Origin of the sequence: Collimonas antrihumi (assembly GCF_018304965.1) — a bacterium.
GTDB classification, from domain to species: Bacteria; Pseudomonadota; Gammaproteobacteria; order Burkholderiales; family Burkholderiaceae_D; genus Collimonas; species Collimonas antrihumi.
On record NZ_JAGQED010000018.1, the window covers coordinates 1 to 21,157 of the forward strand.

A 21,157-nucleotide genomic window follows, 5' to 3' on the forward strand; every position below is an offset into this window, starting at 1 on the left:
AGCCGGATGCCGACGTCATGGACCTGCTGCCGTTCAACTTCCAGCCGCAAAACGCGACAGCCGCTGGCTAACTCGGCCAGCGCCATGTCCACGCCAGTGGCCGTGTGCTTAATTCAGCGCTTACGTTACCTGGGGGCGGCGAGCAGTTTTAATTTGTGGGGTGGGCGGTTTTTTTTGCCCACGCTGAAGCGCAACCGTCCGCGTGGGCATAGGTGCCCACCCTACAAAAACCGGTCCAGTGGCAGATTAGCCTCTTGACCTATCTATTCCAGAGCAGTCTGATTTGGGGAGCTATGGTCAATTTCTGCCACCGACTTAATCGATCCTGTTGCATCCCCAACCCGTAGTTGATTAACTTGCTGACATACAATTACCCAGTGAACTATCCAACACATGCTGGCAAACAGTCCGAGAAACATCTTTTGCTGCGGAATAAACGTATATAACAAGCTGACGCTTGCGAAAATAATGCCGGTATCTCGCCCTATATCAATTTTTTGTATCTTGATATTGCGTTGAAGATTTTCGGCGTGCAAGGATTTTGCCATTTTGAACATCAAAATGTAATGCCATAAAAATGCAAATATAGGAACACACGATAGCCATACCCTCCATGGAGGGAGCGCCCTATTTTCGGGGCTAATTGATTTCAAACACTTGTACAGCGTGAGAATGTAAAGGACTCCAATCACGACTATGCCGAGAAGCATGACAATGACGACTGCAATGTGCGCAAATGCCGGGCCCGCAAATAGACTCATAGAGTGTTGAGAGTAAATTGTCGCTGGTTAGTCGATGAAGCACGTCGTTACGTAACTCTAGGCGCGCGGCCAGCAAGGGCCGTCACCGACTACAAAAACCGGTCCAGAATCTTGCGGCTAGCCTTATCCAGGGCTTGCGTGTCACGTATCAAAAACTGTACGCCATGGCTGTCGGCGATCAATAAACTAGTCGCCACTATTCGACGGATATCCTCTTCGCCTTTCAGCGTAAAAGAAGCATCGCCGCGATTGGTTTCTACGTACCAGGTGCTGGGTGCGGTGAAACTCGACACCCGTTGAATCCGCCGGATTTCCGGCATGAATTCACGGCTCGCCAATTCCTTTTCGACGATGACCCGGGTCGCATCCGGCAAATCCGTCAGGCGTGAAATCCAGGCCAGCTCCTGACCATCGGCACTCACCAGGGAAATGCCGTCATCCGGCGCGCCGATAGGAAAAGCACGTACCGGCACCACGCCTTCATGCACGTCGCCATTCGCGCTGGTGAATACCAGGCGGCCAAAGGTGTTGCGGCTTAGTTTGAAATCATGTGTTGTCATGCGACGCTTTCATCACTGTCTGCACTGTCTTCATCGACCAGCGTCGGCTCGGCGTCGACATTGCGCAACTGCGCCTGATAAAGACGATAATAAGCGCCTTCGCGCAGCATCAGCTCGTCATGGCTGCCGACTTCGACAATCTGGCCGCGATCCAGCACCACCAGCCGGTCGGCCTTGCGCAAGGTCGACAAACGATGGGCAATCGCAATCGTGGTGCGGCCTTGCACCAGGTTGTCGAGTGCTTTCTGGATCTCTTTTTCCGTAGTGGTATCGACCGACGAGGTGGCTTCATCCATGATCAGGATGCGCGGATCGATCAACAACGCGCGCGCAATCGAAATACGCTGGCGTTCGCCGCCGGACAACGCCTGGCCACGCTCGCCGACCAGCGAGTCGTAACCTTGCGGCAAGCGCAAAATGAATTCGTGGGCATGGGCGGCACGCGCGGCGGCAACGATTTCTTCACGCGTAGCTTCCGGTTTGCCGTAGCAAATATTTTCCGCAATCGTGCCGAAAAACAGGAACGGCTCTTGCAGCACCAGGCCGATATTGCGGCGATATTCCGAGATCGGCATCGAGCGGATATCGACGCCGTCAATCCGTATCGACCCTTCCGACACATCGTAAAACCGGCAAATCAGATTGACCAGCGTGCTCTTGCCGGAACCGCTATGCCCTACCAGGCCAATCATCTCGCCCGGTGCAATCGTCAGGTTGACGTCGCGCATCACGGCCCGGTTACCGTAACGGAAACCGATGTTGCGCAATTCGATGGCGCCTTTCACGTGCTCCAGATGCACCGGGTTGGCCGGCTCTGGCACACTCGATACATGATCCAGGATTTCGAAAATGCGCTTGGCGCCGACTGCGGCTTTTTGCGTTACCGAAACGATCCGGCTCATCGAATCAAGACGGGTATAGAAACGGCTGATGTAAGCCAGGAACGAGGCCAGCACACCGACCGTGATTTCATTCTTCGAGACTTGCCAGATACCGAAAATCCAGACCACCAGCAACCCTACTTCGGTCAGCAAAGTCACCGTCGGCGAGAACAGGGACCAGATTTTATTGACCCGGTCGTTGACCAGCAGGTTGTGCTGGTTGGCATCGCGGAAACGCGTGGCTTCACGCTTTTCCTGGGCAAACGCCTTGACCACGCGAATCCCCGGAATGGTGTCGGCCAGCACATTGGTTACCTCGGCCCAGATACGGTCGATCTTTTCAAAACCGTGCTTCAACCGGTCCCGTACCAGATGGATCATCCAGGCAATGAACGGCAACGGCACCAGAGTCACCAGCGCCAGCCACGGATTGATCGAGAACAGGATCACGGCGGTCATGACGATCATCAGTACGTCAATCGCAAAGTCCAGCAGATGCAAGGACAGGAAGACGCAGATACGATCGCTTTCGGAACCGATGCGGGCCATCAGGTCGCCGGTGCGTTTGCCGCCGAAATACTCTTGCGACAGGCGCAGCAGATGTTCATACGTGGTGGTGCGCAAATTGGCGCCGATGCGCTCGCTGACCAACGCCAGGATGTAGGTACGGGCCCAACCCAGGCTCCAGGCCACCAAGGCGGAAGCCAGCAAACCGGACAAGTACAACTTGACCAGGTCGTGATTGATCGGCTTGCCGTTTTGATAAGGGATCAGCACGTTGTCCATCAAGGGGCCCATCAGATAAGGCGGCACCAGGGTGGCAGCGGTAGAAATCAGCATCAGGATAAAACCCAGCGCCAGCATGCCTTTGTATGGTTTGGCAAACCGCGCCAGCCGGAACAAGGCCCAGGTTGACGATGGCGCTTCACCTTTTTCGGGACAAATCAGGCATTCATCGCTATCCGGCGGCAACGGCGCTTTGCATTGCGGGCAAGTTGCCTGCTCCTCGCGTAACGCAGCATGTCCCGCCAGATGATCGTCGCGCTGCTGCTCGAAGACTTTAATCAGGCGCAGCGCTTCCAGGTTGAGACCGAGCGTGTAGCGCCAGCAAGCCAGCCGCTGTTGTTCATCGTGCAATTCCAGGCTGCCGACGCCGGCATGATCATGATGGCCCAGCGTCAAACCCGGCCGGTAGGCCCATTCGCTCCAGCTGCTGTCTTCGTCCATTTTTGCCAGCACGCGGCGGTTGGTGAGCAGCACGACGCCGTGCGCAAAATGCAGTGACGCATTGAGGTCGACTTCCAACGACGCCAGCACTTCCTCTGCAGGAGCGAGCAACGTTGTCACTTCAGCACGCAGGGAAGCGGTCAAGATATGGGACAAATAAATACCGGTGGTAGGCACAGGGGATAATGGATTGCTAGGGTTGCTTTTCATCTGAACGGCATGGTGTGGCCCGTATATTTTTACACGGACCGGATGGAATTTTGTGTGAAATCGCCTTAATTGGCGCACATCGTCTGCCGCAAGTATTATATCCTATCGTGTTTTTCAGAAATGTTACTTTTCGTTACCAATTAAACATATCTTTTCACTATTTGGTAACTCTCTGTAAACCAATTCACGGTTTAGCGCGTTACAGCTAGCTACAGGGTGTTGAAACCGATATAAGCAAAAATTCAGCATTCACGCTTCATAAGCCTTATTGCATAGCCTCATTGCTCACTCATGAAAAACATTGAAATCCTCCGTATCATGTCGCTGCGCGGACCAAATATCTGGACGTATCGATCAACCCTTGAGGCGTGGATCGACATCGGCGAACTGGAAGATTTCCCGTCCAATACCCTGCCCGGCTTTAACCAGCGCCTGACCAGCTGGTTGCCTTCCCTGATCGAGCATCGCTGCAGCTACGGCGAACGCGGCGGTTTTGTCCAGCGGCTGCAAGACGGCACCTGGCCCGGCCACATCCTGGAACACGTCACACTGGAACTGCAAAACCTGGCTGGCATGCCGGGCGGTTTCGGCAAGGCGCGCAGCACCTCGGTGCGCGGCGTCTACAAAGTGGCAGTCCGCGCGCGCCATGAACAGGTGACCCGCGCCGCCCTGCACGCTGCCCGCGATCTGGTGATGGCTGCAATTGAAGACAAACCATTCGACGTCCACGCCAGCATCACTGAACTGCGCAGCATGGTGGATTCGCGCTGCCTGGGGCCAAGCACGGCCTGCATCGTCGAAGCAGCGGACGAACGGCGCATCCCCTCATTCCGCCTGACTGAAGGCAATCTGGTCCAGCTCGGCCATGGCGTTCGCCAGCGCCGTATCTGGACCGCGGAAACCGACCAGACCAGCGCCATCGCCGAAAGCATCTCTAGCGACAAAGACTTGACCAAAACCTTGCTGCAGGCTTGCGGCGTGCCGATTCCTGAAGGCCAGCTAGTGGACAGCGCCGCCGAAGCCTGGGAAGCGGCCGAGGATATCGGCTTGCCGGTGGTCGTCAAGCCTTCTGACGCCAATCACGGCCGCGGCGTATTCACCGATCTGAAGACCCGCGCCCAAATCGAAACCGCTTACGAGCTCGCATTGCAAGAAGGCAGCAGCGTGATTGTCGAACGTTTCATTCGCGGCAATGAACATCGGCTATTGATTGTAGGTGGCCGGGTGGCCGCAGCTGCGCGCGGCGAACCGCTATCGGTTACCGCTGACGGCACTTCGACAATCCGGCAACTCATCGATGACCAGATCAATTCCGACCCGCGCCGTGGCGAACTTGAAGAGTGCCCGCTTAGCCCGGTGTTGCTGGACGAAGAGCCTGTGGTACGGGTCGAACTCGAACGGCAAGGCTTTACCGGTGAATCGATTCCTGCGGCAGGCCTGCAAGTATTAATCCAACGTAACGGCAATGTCTCCATCGACGTCACCGATCTGGTCCACCCGAGCGTCGCCGCGGCGGCTTCGCTGGCAGCACGCGTGGTTGGCCTGGATATTGCCGGTGTCGACCTGGTGGCGGAAGATATTTCTCGGCCGCTGGAAGAACAGCGCGGCGCTATCGTCGAAGTCAATGCCGGCCCTGGCCTGCTGATGCATCTCAAACCGGCGCAAGGCAGGGCGCGCCCGGTCGGCAGAGCCATCATCGAACACTTGTTTGCGGCAGCTGACAATGGCCGCATCCCGATTGTCGGCGTCACCGGCACGCATGGTAAAACCACGGTCTCGCGCCTGATTGCCTGGCAACTCCATTTGAGCGGCCACCATGTCGGCTTGGCTTGCGGCGACGGTTTGTATTTCGCGCAACGGCAAGTTGAAAAAGGCGACCGCGCCAATTGGGAATCGGCGCAGCGTGTGCTGATCAACCGTGCGGTCGACGCGGCAGTGTTCGAGAACAGCCATGACACCATTTTGTCGGAAGGCTTGGTCTACGATCGCTGCCAGGTTGGCGTCGTCACCAACATTGCGGCCGACGACAGCTCGCCGCAGTACTACATCGCCGATGCCGAGGAAATGGTGAAAGTCACGCGGACCCAGGTCGATGTCGTCTTGCCGAGCGGCGTCGCGGTGCTGAACGCCGCCGATCCGCTGGTGGCAGGCATGGCGCCGCTGTGCGACGGTGAAGTGATTTTCTTTGGCATCGACGCTACCCTGCCGGTGATTGCAGAGCAGCTTGAACAAAACCGGCGCGCAGTCTTTGTCCGCAATGACCAGATCATGCTGGCGATCGGCAAAAACGAAATGCTGCTGGCCGACATCACCACCGTGCCGCTGATTGCGCGCAACAAAGATAGCTTCCAGATTGAAAATGTGCTGGCGGCGGTTGCTGCCGCATGGGCGCTGGATATCTCTCACGACTTGATACGTGCAGGGATAGAGACTTTCGAGATGGTTTAAAAATGTAGGGTGGGCACAAAAACGTGCCCACCCTACTTCTGTCATTAGTATTAATAGGAAAACTTGTTGATGGACGTATCACGTATCCGAGTACTTCGCGGCCCCAATCTGTGGAGTCGACATACCGCTATCGAAGCCATCGTGTCTTGCGCCGAGGCCGAACGCGCCATTGCAGGCATTACCGGCTTTGAAGCCAAGCTGCGTGAACGGTTTCCGCAGATGGGTTTTTTGCAAACCAGCGGCAAGAACGAGGTCGTGTCGATGGCGCATGCGCTTGAAATTGCTGCGCTCGGACTGCAATCGGAAGCCGGATGCCCTGTGACCTTCAGCCGCACCGTGCCGACCCTGGAAGCCGGCGTCTATCAAGTGATCGTCGAATACACCGAAGAAGAAGTCGGCAAGATGGCGTTCAAGCTGGCGCAGGAACTATGCCTGGCAGCGCTGCAAGACCAGCCGTTCGATCTCGTCAGCGCCTTGGCTAACCTGAAGGAACTGGACGAAGACATTCGCCTCGGCCCAAGCACCGGCTCCATCGTGCAAGCGGCTGTCATGCGCGGGATTCCGTTCCGCCGCCTGACCGGCGGCAGCATGGTGCAGTTCGGCTGGGGTAGCCGGCAACGCCGCATCCAGGCTGCCGAAACCAACCACACCAGCGCCATCGCCGAATCGATCGCGCAGGATAAAGACCTGACTAAAAAATTGTTGAATGCGGCCGGCGTGCCAGTACCTATGGGCCGGGTTGTCACCAGCGCCGAACAAGCCTGGGAAGCCGCACAGGAAATCGCCGGCGCGGTGGTACTCAAGCCGCGCGACGGCAATCAAGGCAAGGGAGTGGCAGTCAATATCACCGCCCGTGAGCAAGTCATGGCGGCCTTTGAAGTCGCCGCCAATATCTGTTCGGAAGTGATCGTCGAGCGTTATCTGCCCGGTCACGATTTCCGCCTGTTGGTGGTCGGGAATCAGCTGGTGGCCGCGGCCCGCCGCGATCCGCCGCAAGTCATCGGCGATGGCGTGCGCACTATCGGCCAGCTGGTAGAGCAAGTCAACAGCGACCCGCTGCGCGGCGACGGCCACGCAACCTCCCTGACCAAGATCCGCTTCGATGCGATCGCCCTGGCAACTTTGGCCAAGCAACATTACACAGCCGACTCGATTCCGCAGCAAGGTGTGCGCGTAGTCTTGCGCAACAACGCCAACCTGAGCACCGGCGGCACGGCGACCGACGTCACCGAGGACGTCCATCCTGAAATGGCGGCGCGTGCAGTGGCTGCGGCACAAATGGTGGGACTGGATATCTGCGGTGTCGATGTAGTCTGCAACAACGTCCATCAACCGCTGGAAGAACAAGAAGGCGGCGTGGTGGAAGTCAACGCCGCACCTGGTTTGCGCATGCACATCAGCCCTTCCTACGGCAAGGGCCGCGCAGTAGGCGCTGCTATCATGTCGACCATGTTCGCCAGCGGCGATAATGGCCGCATCCCGCTGGTAGCGGTAGCGGGCACCAATGGCAAGACGACCACCGTGCGCCTGATCGCCCACCTGTTGGGACGCAAAGGATTACGCGTCGGCATGACCAATTCCGACGGTGTATACATCGAACAGCAACGCATCGACACCGGCGACTGCAGTGGTCCGCGCAGCGCCCGTAATGTGTTGATGCATCCAGACGTCGATGCAGCCGTATTTGAAACTGCACGCGGCGGTATCTTGCGTGAAGGCCTGGGCTTCGATCGCTGCGATGTCGCCGTGGTCACCAATATCGGCATGGGTGATCACCTCGGCTTGAGCTATATCAGCACGGTCGAAGATTTGAGCGTGGTCAAACGCGTAATCGTCGAAAACGTTTCCCCCGGCGGGCACGCAGTCTTGAACGCGGCCGATCCTATGGTCGCCAGCATGGCCAAATCCTGCCCTGGGTCGATCACCTATTTCGCCCACGATTTCCATCATCCGCTGATGACTACCCATCGCGCGCAGGGGCATCGGGTGGTGTACCAGGACGGCAATGCCATTGTCGCTGCCAAGGGTAAGCAAGAATATCGGATAGCGCTGCATGATATCCCGCTGACCCGTAACGGTACGATCGGCTTCCAGATCGAAAACGCCATGGCTGCCATCGCCGCCGCCTGGGCCCTGGACCTGGATTGGGATGTGGTTCGCGCCGGCCTCGGCACCTTCGTCAACGATGCGGCTACCGCACCCGGCCGCTTCAACGTATTCGACTATCGCGGCGCGACCCTGATTGCCGACTACGGCCACAATCCCGATGCGATCCAGGCGCTGGTAAAGGCCATCGACAGCATGCCCGCCAAACGCCGCTCGGTAGTCATCAGCGGCGCCGGCGACCGGCGCGATATCGACATCCGTCACCAGACAGAAATTCTGGGCGATGCTTTCGACCAGGTGATCCTGTATCAAGATCAATGCCAACGCGGCCGCGCCGACGGCGAAGTGCTCGGCCTGTTGCGCGAAGGCTTGCAAAATGCCCGCCGCACCACGTCGACTGAAGAAATCAATGGCGAATTTATTGCTATTGATACCGCGTTATCGCATTTGTCGCCGGGTGATCTTTGCCTGATTCTGGTAGACCAGGTGGAAGAAGCGCTGGCGCACATTGCGAAGCGCATCGCTGAAGTGTGATTTTAATAGGGGGGGCGCAGGTGCTCGCCGTTCAGTTGTGAACCGACGACGTAGTGATCTGGGGTCAGAGTCTAATGCCGTTAAGTTAAGGTTACCGGTTATAGCGCTTGGCACGTCGTTCCCGCGAACGCGGGAATCCATTTTAACCACCATACTGTGCAACATGGATCCCCGCGTTCGCGGGGATGACGGAGTGACCGCATTGGTCCATCTAAAGAATACCGTTCGTGGCTTAACTTAACGGCATTAAGGTCAGAGTCAACTTTCGCAGGTTTTATCGCGAAACTTGACTGTGACCGCGGTTAGTTCGTGCTGCTTGTCGCGTAGACCTTAAAAACTCCGGTCTTGCAATTTGCCTATGCCGGCTTATGCCCGGTTAGCGCGGCGCCGGCATTTAGTGGCAGCCGCCGGGTTACCGGAATCGACGCCATCGAAAACAGGCCGATGACTATGAAGGCCGGCCAGAAATCTGCGGCCACGATGGTCGAATGACCTTGCAGGCGGCTCGACATGTGTACCGCCAGACCGCCGATGGTCACCCCCAGGCCCAAAGAAATCTGCTGTACCACGCTGGCCAGGCTGGTAGCGCGGCTGACATCGGCGCTATCCAGGTCGGCGTATGCCATGGTGTTGAGGCAGGTGAATTGCATGGAAGGGAAAAACCCGCCCAGCAGTACCACCGCCATCATCACCAGATACGGCGTGGCCGGGGTAAATAAACCGTACGACGCCAGCGCCAGTCCGGCCAGCACCGCGTTCCAGATCAACACTGAACGGAAGCCGTAACGGCGCAGGACCGACGTACCGATGGCTTTCATGAAGATCGCGCCGAAGGCCGACGCGCAAGTGATGGTGCCGGCGTGAAAGGCATTCATGCCAAAACCGATCTGCAAAGCCAGCGGCAGCAGGAACGGCACCGCGCCCAGCCCGATCCGGAACAGCGAACCGCCCAGCACGCTGGCGCGGAAGGTCGGAATCCGCAACAAACGCAGATCCAGCAACGGGAACGGCTCGCGCCGCGCATGCAGCAAATACACGTATAAGGTCGAGCCGCCCAGCACCATCATCGCGAATGCCCATTCCGACGCCAGCAACTCGCCATCGATCATCGACAAGCCCAGCATCGTCAGCGTGCTGCCGACTGCCGACAGGACAAAACCCTTCATGTCCAGCGGCTGCAAATCGTCGGAACGGTAATTCTCGATATAGCGGCTGGCGAGGTACATGCCAAGAATGCTGATAGGTACATTAATCAGGAAAATCCAGCGCCAGTGGAAATAAGTCGTGATGAAACCGCCCAGCGGCGGACCGATCACCGGCCCCAGTTGCGAGGGGATCGTCAGATAGCTGATGGCTTTGACCAGTTCGGTACGCGGTACCGAACGGAAAATCACGATGCGCCCGACCGGCACCATCATGGCGCCGCCTATGCCTTGCAAAAAGCGCGCAGCGACAAATGCCGCCAGCGAGCTGGACGCGGCGCACATCAGCGAACCCGCCAGGAACACCATGATGGCGGAACGGAATACGGTGCGCGCGCCGAAGCGATCGGCAACCCAGCCGCTGATCGGGATGAACACGCCGAGCCCGACCACATATGAGGTCAATGCCAGTTTAAGGGTAAGAGGGTCTTGTCCGAGGTCGCGCGCCAGTACTGGCAGCGACGTGGCAATCACCGTCGCGTCCATGTTTTCCATGAACAGCGCACAAGCGACAATTAGCGGAATGAGAAGAGTACGTTGCACTGCCGATGATCGTAAGGTAAACAAAAAGACAGATGCACGCAGTGTTGCATCTGTCTGGTCAGGAGTTTACACCTATTCGTGAAAGCCGGCAGGATGTACGACAACTACCTGTTCATTATGCAGAAACGGCATGGCGTCAGGCCAGCTTGCGTTGCCCCGGATCGTAGTAAAACTGTTCTTCAACGATCTTGTCCCCGCGCCAAAGCTGCCAGGCAATTTCGTCTTGCCGGAAACTGCGGCCATCGTGGGCCACTATTTCGAACAGCCAGTTGATGGCCACCCGGTCACCATCGATCAGGAAGGATTTGGCTGCCAGCGTGCGGATTTCCTTGCAAGCGGCCAGCGCTTTTTCCTCTCCCGCGACTAACAACTGCATTCCTTTGCGCGGCGGCTCCTGGTTTTCCTGCATGGATGCATCTTCGGCATAAAATTCCCGGATCGCTTCTACATACTTGCCTTGCACAACCAACGCGATGAAGCTTTCAACATGTTCTCGACCTGGCATGGGATGGTCCTGTAATGTAATGGAACGAAGTGGATAGGAATCAAAACTATACCCCGCTTCAGAACGGCCCGTTGGACTCGCGTAATTTATCCGGCAAGCCGTCATGCGGACCGAGCGGATCCTTCGGCGCCCCGGCCCAATACAGATCACCGATTCCTGTATTCCGGTCAGGATGCAAGGGATAATAAACCTGGTTATCGGCAGGCCGGCGTTCCCCCACCACCAGCAGTCGGACGTCGCTGTCCGTATTGTTGATAAAGGTATGTGCGATACCTGTACCGGCGGGAAATCCGACGCCGTCGCCCTGCGCCAGCCGATGCAGATGGCCGTCCAGCCATACATCCGGATTACCTTCAATGACGTAGACGAATTCTTCTTCCGTCTTCTCGGCGTGCGGCCACGACGTACGGCGCCCGGGCGGCAGCACTTCGTGATGAATACCGAGGCGATTCAAACCGAATACGCGGCCGAACGGCGAACCTATCGCCATCAGCTCGGCGCTGCCGGGATAGCCCGAGTTATCCGCATCCTGAATCTCCTGCCAGTGTTTGATGCATTCCGGTCTATTCATTGTCATTCCCTAACTGGCTTGTCTTTATTGTGAAAGCAGAATCCGATAGCCGACCGCGGTTTCAGTCAGCAGATGTTTTGGCTGGGCCGGATCGTCTTCCAGTTTCTGCCGCAAGTGTCCCATATAAATCCGCAGATAGTGGCCGCTCTCCGAATGCGATGGCCCCCACACTTCTTTCAGCAGCTGCGGATTGGTCACTACCCGTCCGGCGTTGGCTATCAGCACCGTCAACAACCGATACTCGGTCGGCGTCAGATGTACTTGCTGTTGCGCCTTGGTGACCAGCCGTGCTTGCAGGTCAAGCGTGACGTCGCCGAAACGGATCAGGCCATCGTCACCGGCCAGCGGCTGGTGTTGGCGCCGCAACGTAGCGCGCACCCGCGCCAGCAATTCGCCGACGCCGAACGGCTTGCTCAGGTAATCGTCGGCGCCGGCATCCAGTGCTTTGATCTTGTCGGTTTCATTGACCCGTGCCGACAGCACGATGATTGGCACGCGCGACCATTTCCTGACATCCAGGATGAAATCGACGCCGTCGCCGTCCGGCAGGCCGAGATCGAGAATCACCAGGTTCGGCTTGCGTGTGCCGCAATCGATCAGGCCACGCTGCATGGTCTCTGCTTCAAACACCTGCCAGCCTTCGCTCTCCAGAGCGGCGCGGACAAAACGCCGGATCTGCGGTTCGTCTTCTACCAGCAGTGCTACGGGTGTCGGTTGCATCGTCATGCTCTCTCTGTGTCGTCGCCGACGCTCGGTTTGTGTTCTTCAAGGTCGGGCATGCCGGGAGGTATCCCGAGCGGAATGGTAAAGATGAATTCAGCGCCGCGCTGGCCGCTTTGGCCAAGATGATCGCTGCGGGCGTGGATGGTGCCGCCGTGGGCCTCGACAATCGCGCGGCAAATCGCCAGCCCTAGCCCGACGCCGGGTTTGGCCGATTCGCGCTCGCCGCGTGTGAATTTCTCGAATATCGCATCCTCCATACCGGCCGGCAGACCTGGTCCGTCATCTGCCACGGTAACCGCCAGGAAACCGCCGTTGACCACAGCGCCCAATACGATGTGCGAGCCGGCCGGCGTGTACTTGGCGGCGTTCTCCAGCAAATTGCACAGCACGCGCTCAATCAATACCGCATCGAAACGAATCAACGGCAGCTCGTGCGCGACCCGGATTTCCACCTGATGTCCAAGCAACGCAGAGCCACTGGCGCGCAACGCACTGCCGACCACTTCCTCGAACGGCTGCCATTGCAGATTCAACTTTACCTCTCCGCTCTGGATTCTGGCCATATCCAACAGATTGGTGACCAATGCGCTCATGCGCAGCATTTCGCTATGCAGCGCGCCGGCCAGCACTTGCTGGTGCTGTTGCAATGGCGGTTTGGATAACACCAGCGACTCGGACAAACCAATCAAGGCCGTCAGAGGCGTGCGCAAATCATGCGACAGCGCGGACAACAGGGAATTGCGCAAACGCTCGGATTCCATGCGCACCAAGGCATCCTGCGCCACTTCGACATAGTGCACGCGCTCCAACGCAATCGCGGTCAAGGTGGCGAACGTGTACAGCTGTTGCTGCTGCTCCGGAATCAGGATCCAGCGCCGACTGTGCGGCAAGATCACCAGCACGCCTCGGGTGCGCATCGGCGCCACCAAGGGCAGATACAGATAGCTGCTGGCCGGCAGCGTGTCGGTGCCGATGCCGGCGCTGCTGGCGTTGTCGAAAGCCCACTGGGCGATACCCATGTCGAGCGCGGTAGCGACATTCGCCACGTCATCCGGTATCACCGCCGGCATTTGCAGTCTGCCGGCATCATCCGGTATCAGCAGCAAAGTCTTGGCCTGGAAACTGCGTTGCAGGAACAGCCGGCTGGTTTCAAATATCTGCTCGGTCTGCAGCACGCCGGACAAGGCCCTGGCGAATTCGAACAAGGCGCGCGAGCGTGCTTCACGGTCTGACGCGATGCGCGCCTGATAGCGCAATCCGGCGGTCAAATGGGTGATCGTCAGGCCTACCGCCAGCATCACGCCGAAGGTCAGCAAGTACTGGAAATCGCTGACCGCAAACGAAAAACGCGGCGGCACGAAAAAGAAATCGAAAGAAGCGATACTCAGCAACGCGACAAAGATTGCCGGTCCGCGGCCGTAACGGGTGGCGATCAAGACTTCTGCCAACAGATACAGCATGACGATGTTGGCCAGGTCGAAAAACGGCAGTATCGGCGTCGCCAGCAGGGTTACCAGCACACATGCCGCAAGCGCCCATGCATAACCCCACCATTCGATCCGACTCTGCATCGGCACGTGGCGCGGCGAGATTTTTCCAGCAGCGTCTCCCTGCTTTTCCGCAGCGCCGGTCGGCGGCACGCCGATTTCAATCAGGTCGACGTCGCTCGCAAGCGCGGCGATGCGCGCGGATTGGCTAGCCTGCCAGGGAAACTTGCGCTGGCTACGGCCAATGATGATCTTTGAAAAATTATGGCTGCGGGCATAGCCGGCCATAACGGCAGCTACTTCGTTGCCGGCCAATACGGCGGTTGTCGCTCCCAGATCCTGCGCCAGCTTGAGCGTCTTCAGGATGCGTTCGCGCTTGGCGGACGGAAAACGCTGCAACCTTGGCGTCTCGACATATACCGCATGCCATTCGGCATTGAGCTGGGTCGCCAGCCGTGCAGTGCTGCGGATGACATGTTCTGCGCTTGGTGAAGGGCCGACGCAAGCCAGCAAGGCGGCATCGGTCTGCCACACCGCGCCTATCGATTTTTCAATCCGGTAGGCTTGGACATCGCCCTGCAAACGATCCGCGGTACGGCGCAATGCCAGTTCACGCAGCGCGATCAGATTGCCTTTGCGAAAAAAATTACGTGAGGCGCGTTCGGCTTGCGGCAGCTTGTAGACTTTGCCGAGCTTGAGCCGGTTCAGCAATTCATCGGCCGGCAAATCCACCAGCACCACTTCGTCGGCGGCATCGAACACGGTATCCGGCAAGGTTTCCGCAACCCGGATGCCGGTAATTCCGCCGACCACGTCGTTCAAGCTTTCCAGGTGCTGGACATTCAGCGTGGTGAAGACATCGATCCCGGCATTCAGTAATTCTTCAACGTCTTGCCAGCGCTTCGGATGGCGTGAACCGGCGGCATTGGAATGCGCCAGTTCATCCACCAGGATCAGCGAAGGCTTGCGCCGCAAGGCGGCGTCCAGATCGAATTCCGGCAGCTGCTTGTCGCGATACGCGACCTGCTTCATGGGCAGCAATTCCAGTCCGTTCAACATGGCGGCGGTTTCAGCCCGGCCATGGCTCTCGATCACACCGGCCAACACATCACGGCCTTCACTATGCAATTTATGCGCAGCCCCGAGCATCGCGTAGGTTTTCCCGACACCTGCCGAGGCGCCGAAATAGATCCGCAATTTTCCTCGTCCGGCCAGACTCTCCTGCACCTGCAGTTGCGCCAGGAGAGCATCCGGATCGGGACGCAGATCGTCGTTTGAATAGGGTGAAGACACTGATTGCCTTGTAAAAGCCATCGATATAGCAATATATCAATCGTAGCGCAAAATGCAGATTGAATTCGGTAGATTGAATCCGTCTGGCGCTACGATATCCTGAAAGCTAGTTAAAACGTTTTCGTCGCCGATACTACCAACGCCGTTTTACCCAGGTTTTTGCGATCCGGCGCCGGCCCGACGTAATTATTGGTGTCGGTACCGATCACGGCAACGCTGCCTGACAGGATGCCGAAATCCTTGGTCAGGCCGATTTTCCAGTCGTTATAGCTTAATGTCGAATTATTTTTGACGGTTTGATGGCCGGCATGCAAATTGACCGTATAACCGTTGCTGACATCGACATTGGCGCCAAGGTCCAGGTAGCCGCTGTTCTTGCTGTTGGCGGCGCCGAACAGATTGGTCAGCGACTGCGAATATTTGATATATGCGGGACCGTAGCCAAGCTGTCCATAAAGTTCCGTCGTATCGGCATCAGGATTCAGGTCATTGGATGGGTAGACATACGACAGGACTCCGAAATCGTAGCTCAGGTCTTGTGTGAAATTACCTTTCTTTCCGGCATAGATATCCCACTCGATATTGCCGTTGCCGCCACTGTCCTTGACCCATTTAAGCGTCGATAGCCAGGTGCCGGCATACAGGCCGGTTGGATTATTGCTGTAGTCTGCGCCGCCCTGCAGAGCCGGCTCCAGACGTGTTTGGGAGATACCGCGAAAGCGATAGTCGGAGACGACGCCGACATTGAACGTCAAGGAATTATCGGGACCGGCCTTCTCCACCTCCTCCGCCTGCGAGCAGTTTGCAATGAAGGCAGTAACGCCGATGACGGTAACCAGATTAGCAAAACAGATAATTTTCTTCATGAATTCCAAGTGATAGAAAAATGGGGAGGACTTAATACCGTTAAGTCAAGGTTACCGCTTATAGCGCTTGGCACGTCATTCCCGCGAACGCGGGAATCCATTTTAACCACCATACTGTGCAACATGGATCCCCGCGTTCGCGGGGATGACGGAGTGACAGCATTGGTCCATCTAAAGAATACCGTTCGGGGCTTAACTTAACGGCATTAGGGACGGAACTTAATTTGAGGCCGGATGCTGCCGGTCCAGAGCCAGATTCAACGCTATGACATTGACGCGTGGCTCGCCGAGGAAACCAAGGCTGCGCTCCAGCTTTAAACTATCGATCAGACTATGCACGGTATCGACGTTCAATTTGCGTTCACGCGCAATGCGTCCCGCCTGGTAATAGGCCGCAGCAAGGCTGATTTCCGGATCCAGGCCGCTGCCGGAAGCCGTCACCAGATCGACCGGAATCGGTAGCGTGTTGCCTGGATCGGCGGCTTTCAAGGCATCGACCCGCCCCTTCACGGCATCTATCAGCGCCGGATTGCCCGGCCCGAAGTTAGAGCCGCCGGAAGACTGGGCGTTGTATGGCATAGGACTGGTTGCTGACAGGCGTCCCCAGAAATAGTTGGGCGCGGAAAACTCCTGGCCGATTAGCCGTGAGCCGATCAGCTTGCCGTTTTGCACGATCAGACTGCCAGACGCCTGGTCGGGAAAAGCCACTTTGCCGATCCCGGTCACGGCCAGCGGATAGATCACGCCGCACAGCACGGTAAGACCGACGAACAGCACCAGTGCCGGCCGCAATACGCCTTGCGACGTGATTTTCGTGACGTTTGCTGCAGCTGCCGATGGCGCTGTAGACAGTGTTGTTGTAGATGCGGATTTCATTTCAATACTCCTGATTACACCAGATGCATTACCGACAGAATCATGTCGATCAGTTTGATGCCGATAAAGGGCAATACGATACCGCCCAGGCCGTAGATCAGCAGGTTACGACGCAATAGCGATGCAGCGCCGACCGCACGATACCTGACGCCTTTCAACGCCAGCGGAATCAATACCACGATGATCAAAGCGTTGAAGATAACCGCAGACATGATGGCCGACGACGGGCTGGCCAGGCGCATCACGTTAAGCGCTGCAAGCTGCGGATAAGTAGTGATGAACGCCGCCGGGATAATCGCGAAGTACTTGGCGATATCGTTGGCAATCGAAAAGGTCGACAAGGCGCCGCGCGTCATCAGCATCTGCTTGCCGATTTCGACGATTTCCAGCAACTTGGTCGGATTCGAATCGAGATCGACCATATTACCGGCCTCTTTCGCCGCTTGCGTGCCGCTGTTCATCGCCACCGCTACGTCAGCCTGGGCCAGCGCCGGCGCATCGTTGGTGCCGTCGCCAGTCATCGCTACCAGCCGGCCTTCCGACTGATAGCTGCGGATCAGCTTGAGCTTGTCTTCCGGCGTCGCTTCGGCCAGAAAATCGTCGACCCCAGCTTCGGCGGCAATCGATGCTGCGGTGAGACGGTTATCGCCGGTGATCATGACAGTCTTGATCCCCATCCGGCGCAGTTCGGCAAAACGCTCCTTGATGCCGCCCTTGACGATATCCTTCAGTTCGACCACGCCCATCACCACGCCTTCATCCACCACCACCAGTGGCGTGCTGCCGCGGCGGGCGACGTCGTCGACGTTGTGGGCGACTTCGGCTGGAAACGGCTGCCCCAGTTCTTGCAGATAGTTCTTGAGCGCTTCCGACGAACCTTTGCGGATTGCACGAATCTTGCCAAATTCGCCGATATCGATGCCACTCATGCGCGTCTGCGCGGTGAACGGCACGAAGGAGGCATGCAACGTGGTCATCTCGCGTTCACGAATATTGAAGCGCTGTTTTGCCAGCACCACGATACTGCGCCCTTCCGGCGTTTCATCCGCCAGCGAAGCAAGTTGCGCGACGTCTGCGAGTTGCTGCTCTGTGATGCCAGGTGCAGGAATGAACGCCGAAGCCTGACGGTTACCGAGGGTAATGGTGCCAGTCTTGTCCAGCAACAGCACGTCAACGTCGCCGGCAGCTTCCACCGCACGGCCGGAGGTGGCGATCACATTGGCTTGCATCATGCGGCTCATGCCGGCCACGCCGATAGCGGACAGCAAGGCGCCGATGGTGGTCGGGATCAGACACACCAGCAAGGCAACCAGTACCGTGATCGTGATCGGCATACCGCTTTTGGCGGCAGTTACGCTAAACAGGGAGAATGGCAACAAGGTCACCGTCACCAGCAAGAACACAATAGTCAGCGCTACCAGCAAAATGGTGAGGGCGATTTCATTCGGTGTCTTTTGGCGCTTGGCGCTTTCCACCATCGAAATCATGCGGTCGAGGAAAGCTTCGCCTGGATTGACCGATACCCGTACCACCAGCCAGTCGGACAGCACCCGGGTGCCGCCGGTAACCGCGGAAAAGTCACCACCGGACTCGCGGATCACAGGAGCAGATTCGCCGGTGATCGCACTTTCGTCGACCGAGGCCACGCCTTCGATGACTTCGCCGTCGACCGGAATCACGTCGCCGGCTTCTACCAGCACGACATCACCCTTGCGCAGATTGCTGGCCGGCGTTGCCGACCAGTTGCTGAGCTGGCCCTCAGGCTTGCTGTCGCGCTCCAGCTTTTTGGCTGAAACGGTTTGCTTCAAGGCGCGCAGCGATTCTGCCTGCGCCTTGCTGCGTCCTTCCGCCAAAGCCTCGGCGAAATTGGCAAACAGAACAGTGAACCAGAGCCATATCGAGATGGCCAGGATAAAAGCCGGACTGGCTTCACCTTTGCCGGTCAACGCTTGGAAATACAACAGCGTGGTCAGGATACTACCGATATAAACCACAAACATGACCGGGTTGCGCAATTGCGTTTGCGGCGCCAGCTTTTTAAACGATGCGACGATGGCCGGGCCCACGAGCGCGGAATCGAAGAGCGTCAGATTGGTGCGTGACATGATGTTCCTTCTTCTTATCTTATTGTGCAAACATTTGCAGATGTTCGACGACTGGGCCTAACGCCAGAGCCGGTACGTAATTAAGTACGCCCACCAGCACCACGACACCGATCAGCAACGCGATGAACAGCGGGCCATGGGTCGGCATCGTGCCGGAGTTAGGTTCCAGCCGCTTTTTGGCAGCGAACGAACCAGCCATGGCCAGGATCGTGACGATGATGATGAAACGTCCGAACCACATTGCTATCGCCAACATGACGTTATAGAACGGCGTGTTGGCGGTTAAGCCGGCGAAGGCGCTGCCGTTGTTGTTGGCGGCAGACGAGAAGGCGTAAAGTATTTCGCTGAAGCCGTGGGCGCCCGGGTTAAGGATGCCCGCCACGCCAGCCGTCGCCATCACCGCAATCGCCGTACCGCCCAACACCAGCATTGGTGTCGCCAGGATGGCGATCGAAGTCATTTTCATTTCGAACGACTGGATCTTCTTACCCAGATATTCCGGCGTGCGGCCGATCATCAGGCCGGCGATGAATACCGCCATGATCGCAAACACCAGCATGCCGTACAGGCCGGAACCGACGCCGCCGAACACCACTTCGCCCATTTGAATCAACGCCATCGGCACCATGCCGCCCAATGCCGTAAATGAATCGTGCATGGCGTTCACCGCACCGCAAGACGCAGCCGTGGTAACCGCGGCAAACAAGGCCGAAGCGCTGATGCCGAAACGGCTTTCCTTGCCTTCCATGTTGCCGCCCGATTGCAGCAGGCTATGCGCCTGGTCGATGCCTAATGCGCTAAGGCCGGGATGCGATTGCTGCTCGGCGTACATCACCACGGCCGTCATGATCACGAAAATGATGGTCATCGCCGCCAGCACCGCCCAGCCCTGGCGGATATCGCCAACCATGAAACCGAAGGTGAAACACAGCGCCGCCGGGATCAGGAAGATGGCCAGCATCTCCATGAAATTCGACAACGGCGTCGGGTTTTCATATGGATGGGCAGAGTTGGCGTTGAAGAAACCGCCGCCGTTGGTGCCGATCATCTTGATCGCCTCTTGCGAAGCCACCGGGCCCATGGCCAAGGTTTGCACCTTGGTATTCATGGTCTCCGGCACCGGCTTGCCCGCGGCATCATTGACCAACTGACCGTCAGCGCCGACTTTGGGCTGCTGATAAGTCAGCGGCTGCACGATGGTGGCGTCTTTATATGAATCGAAATTCTGGATCACGCCTTGACTGATCAGGAACACCGAGAAAATCACCGATAACGGTAACAACAGGTACACGGTAGTGCGGGTGATGTCGGTCCAGAAATTACCGATCGACTGTGCAGAGTGACGCGAGAAACCACGGATCAGTGCGAAGGCAACCGCGATACCGGTAGCTGCGGAGAAGAAGTTCTGCACTGCCAGCACCAGCATCTGGGTCAGGTAACTCATCGCGCTTTCACCCGAATAACCTTGCCAGTTGGTGTTGGTGATAAAGCTGACCGCAGTGTTGAATGCAGAATCGGAACTGAGATTCACAAAATGCTGCGGATTCAGCGGCAACCAGAGTTGGAAACGTTGCAAGGCGTAAGTCGCCAGCGCGCCGATGGTATTAAACAGCAGCAATGCCAGTGCATAGGTCTTCCAGTTCATCTCGGACCTGGCCTGGATGCCGGCGCAACGATACAGCCATTGCTCGATCCGACTGAACCAGCCGAAACCGGTTACCGGCGCATGATCGGACGATCCGGCGGCCACTTGCACGATAAATTTCCCGAGCGGGTAGCTCAGCACCAGCAGCACCGCCAGGAAAGCTATCAATAACATGGTGGATTGGGAGGTCATGTCAGAAGTCCTCCGCTTTGATCAAGGCCACGACCAGATACACCAGCAGCGCGACAGTAACCACCGCGCCAAGCACATAAAACGGGTTCATTGCCGGCTCTCCAATTTTTTGCATCCCACCGCCAGCGCCCAGGTGACGACAAACATCGCCACGATTGCGCCAACATAAATTCCGTCCATCGCCAGATCCTTCAGCTCCATCATTACCCTCATCACAGATTAGTTGCGGTATCGTCAGGCTATAGAGAAGCTTCTAAAAATGTCGTAAAGAGTCTGGATCGGGGTGTAAACAAAGTGTAAAAAAACCGTAAAAGCCCCGAGGGAAAGCCCGTTATCTGAAGGACAAACAGGTTCCATGCCTTTTTTGCACCTTCCGGCTCAATTTTTGCTGGCAAACGCGGTACACTTTCAGCCTCGCCAGC

The 21,157-nt window shown here is 57.4% G+C and carries 15 protein-coding genes; 2 read left to right on the top strand and 13 right to left on the bottom strand.

Translation table 11 applies throughout. The features are described 5' to 3' along the window. Positions 1-263 precede the first annotated feature (263 nt). The 3 genes from KHU29_RS14995 to KHU29_RS15005 all read right to left on the bottom strand — a co-directional run bounded on the left by KHU29_RS14995 (position 264) and on the right by KHU29_RS15005 (position 3,639). The gene (locus KHU29_RS14995) at positions 264-548 is read right to left on the bottom strand and encodes a hypothetical protein (protein ID WP_211453578.1); all 285 of its coding nucleotides are present in this window, start codon (positions 546-548) and stop codon (positions 264-266) included. A gap of 302 nt (positions 549-850) precedes the next feature. Beyond that, positions 851-1,321: a cyanophycin metabolism-associated DUF1854 family protein gene (locus KHU29_RS15000; RefSeq protein ID WP_211453579.1), complete on the bottom strand. Its 471-nt coding sequence runs from the start codon at positions 1,319-1,321 to the stop codon at positions 851-853. Continuing rightward, positions 1,318-3,639, bottom strand: a complete 2,322-nt coding sequence (locus KHU29_RS15005) for a cyanophycin metabolism-associated ABC transporter (protein WP_211453580.1) — start codon at positions 3,637-3,639, stop codon at positions 1,318-1,320. Before KHU29_RS15005 ends, KHU29_RS15000 begins: the two co-directional genes overlap by 4 nt. A 291-nt stretch (positions 3,640-3,930) precedes the next feature. On the opposite strand from KHU29_RS15005, the gene KHU29_RS15010 reads away from it, so the two are divergent. After that, positions 3,931-6,087: a cyanophycin synthetase gene (locus tag KHU29_RS15010; protein ID WP_211453581.1), complete on the top strand. Its 2,157-nt coding sequence runs from the start codon at positions 3,931-3,933 to the stop codon at positions 6,085-6,087. Between the two features lie 69 nt (positions 6,088-6,156). Further along, positions 6,157-8,727 (top strand): cyanophycin synthetase, encoded by a 2,571-nt coding sequence (gene cphA / locus KHU29_RS15015; RefSeq protein WP_211453582.1) that lies wholly within the window; start codon positions 6,157-6,159, stop codon positions 8,725-8,727. Positions 8,728-9,083: 356 nt separating this feature from the next. Here the strand turns inward: cphA and KHU29_RS15020 are convergent, their stop codons facing one another. The 10 genes from KHU29_RS15020 to kdpF form a co-directional block, all read right to left on the bottom strand. Further along, positions 9,084-10,424 carry an MFS transporter gene (locus KHU29_RS15020; protein ID WP_246542087.1) on the bottom strand — a complete coding sequence of 447 codons (1,341 nt, stop codon included), beginning with the start codon at positions 10,422-10,424 and terminating at the stop codon, positions 9,084-9,086. A 184-nt stretch (positions 10,425-10,608) separates the two neighbouring features. Then, positions 10,609-10,977: a nuclear transport factor 2 family protein gene (locus tag KHU29_RS15025; RefSeq protein WP_211453584.1), complete on the bottom strand. Its 369-nt coding sequence runs from the start codon at positions 10,975-10,977 to the stop codon at positions 10,609-10,611. A 58-nt stretch (positions 10,978-11,035) separates the two neighbouring features. Further along, positions 11,036-11,548 carry a cupin domain-containing protein gene (locus KHU29_RS15030; protein WP_211453585.1) on the bottom strand — a complete coding sequence of 171 codons (513 nt, stop codon included), beginning with the start codon at positions 11,546-11,548 and terminating at the stop codon, positions 11,036-11,038. Positions 11,549-11,572: 24 nt separating this feature from the next. Next, on the bottom strand, positions 11,573-12,268 hold the full coding sequence (gene kdpE / locus KHU29_RS15035; protein ID WP_211453637.1) for a two-component system response regulator KdpE: 696 nt from the start codon (positions 12,266-12,268) through the stop codon (positions 11,573-11,575). A 2-nt stretch (positions 12,269-12,270) separates the two neighbouring features. Next, positions 12,271-15,051, bottom strand: coding sequence for a two-component system sensor histidine kinase KdpD (gene kdpD / locus KHU29_RS15040; RefSeq protein ID WP_343216061.1), 2,781 nt, complete (start codon positions 15,049-15,051; stop codon positions 12,271-12,273). A 110-nt stretch (positions 15,052-15,161) separates the two neighbouring features. After that, complete coding sequence (locus KHU29_RS15045; protein WP_211453587.1) at positions 15,162-15,917, bottom strand: TorF family putative porin; 756 nt, start codon at positions 15,915-15,917, stop codon at positions 15,162-15,164. A 219-nt stretch (positions 15,918-16,136) separates the two neighbouring features. Then, complete coding sequence (kdpC, locus tag KHU29_RS15050; RefSeq protein ID WP_211453588.1) at positions 16,137-16,793, bottom strand: potassium-transporting ATPase subunit KdpC; 657 nt, start codon at positions 16,791-16,793, stop codon at positions 16,137-16,139. A 14-nt stretch (positions 16,794-16,807) separates the two neighbouring features. Beyond that, a complete protein-coding gene (kdpB, locus tag KHU29_RS15055) occupies positions 16,808-18,898 on the bottom strand; it encodes a potassium-transporting ATPase subunit KdpB (protein ID WP_211453589.1) in 2,091 nt (696 codons plus the stop codon). Positions 18,899-18,917: 19 nt separating this feature from the next. Then, positions 18,918-20,735: a potassium-transporting ATPase subunit KdpA gene (kdpA, locus tag KHU29_RS15060; RefSeq protein WP_211453590.1), complete on the bottom strand. Its 1,818-nt coding sequence runs from the start codon at positions 20,733-20,735 to the stop codon at positions 18,918-18,920. 1 nt (position 20,736) lies between these two features. Continuing rightward, complete coding sequence (kdpF, locus tag KHU29_RS15065; RefSeq protein WP_061534000.1) at positions 20,737-20,826, bottom strand: K(+)-transporting ATPase subunit F; 90 nt, start codon at positions 20,824-20,826, stop codon at positions 20,737-20,739. Between the last annotated feature and the right edge of the window lie 331 nt (positions 20,827-21,157).

Excerpts from the sequence above, each read along its gene's own strand:
- KHU29_RS14995 (WP_211453578.1), bottom strand. The coding sequence starts at position 548 with ATGGCAAAATCCTTGCACGCCGAAAATCTTCAACGCAATATCAAGATA.
- KHU29_RS15000 (WP_211453579.1), bottom strand. The coding sequence starts at position 1,321 with ATGACAACACATGATTTCAAACTAAGCCGCAACACCTTTGGCCGCCTG.
- KHU29_RS15005 (WP_211453580.1), bottom strand. The coding sequence starts at position 3,639 with ATGAAAAGCAACCCTAGCAATCCATTATCCCCTGTGCCTACCACCGGT.
- KHU29_RS15010 (WP_211453581.1), top strand. The coding sequence starts at position 3,931 with ATGAAAAACATTGAAATCCTCCGTATCATGTCGCTGCGCGGACCAAAT.
- cphA (WP_211453582.1), top strand. The coding sequence starts at position 6,157 with ATGGACGTATCACGTATCCGAGTACTTCGCGGCCCCAATCTGTGGAGT.
- KHU29_RS15020 (WP_246542087.1), bottom strand. The coding sequence starts at position 10,424 with ATGGAAAACATGGACGCGACGGTGATTGCCACGTCGCTGCCAGTACTG.
- KHU29_RS15025 (WP_211453584.1), bottom strand. The coding sequence starts at position 10,977 with ATGCCAGGTCGAGAACATGTTGAAAGCTTCATCGCGTTGGTTGTGCAA.
- KHU29_RS15030 (WP_211453585.1), bottom strand. The coding sequence starts at position 11,548 with ATGAATAGACCGGAATGCATCAAACACTGGCAGGAGATTCAGGATGCG.
- kdpE (WP_211453637.1), bottom strand. The coding sequence starts at position 12,268 with ATGCAACCGACACCCGTAGCACTGCTGGTAGAAGACGAACCGCAGATC.
- KHU29_RS15045 (WP_211453587.1), bottom strand. The coding sequence starts at position 15,917 with ATGAAGAAAATTATCTGTTTTGCTAATCTGGTTACCGTCATCGGCGTT.
- kdpC (WP_211453588.1), bottom strand. The coding sequence starts at position 16,793 with ATGAAATCCGCATCTACAACAACACTGTCTACAGCGCCATCGGCAGCT.
- kdpB (WP_211453589.1), bottom strand. The coding sequence starts at position 18,898 with ATGTCACGCACCAATCTGACGCTCTTCGATTCCGCGCTCGTGGGCCCG.
- kdpA (WP_211453590.1), bottom strand. The coding sequence starts at position 20,735 with ATGACCTCCCAATCCACCATGTTATTGATAGCTTTCCTGGCGGTGCTG.
- kdpF (WP_061534000.1), bottom strand. The coding sequence starts at position 20,826 with ATGAACCCGTTTTATGTGCTTGGCGCGGTGGTTACTGTCGCGCTGCTG.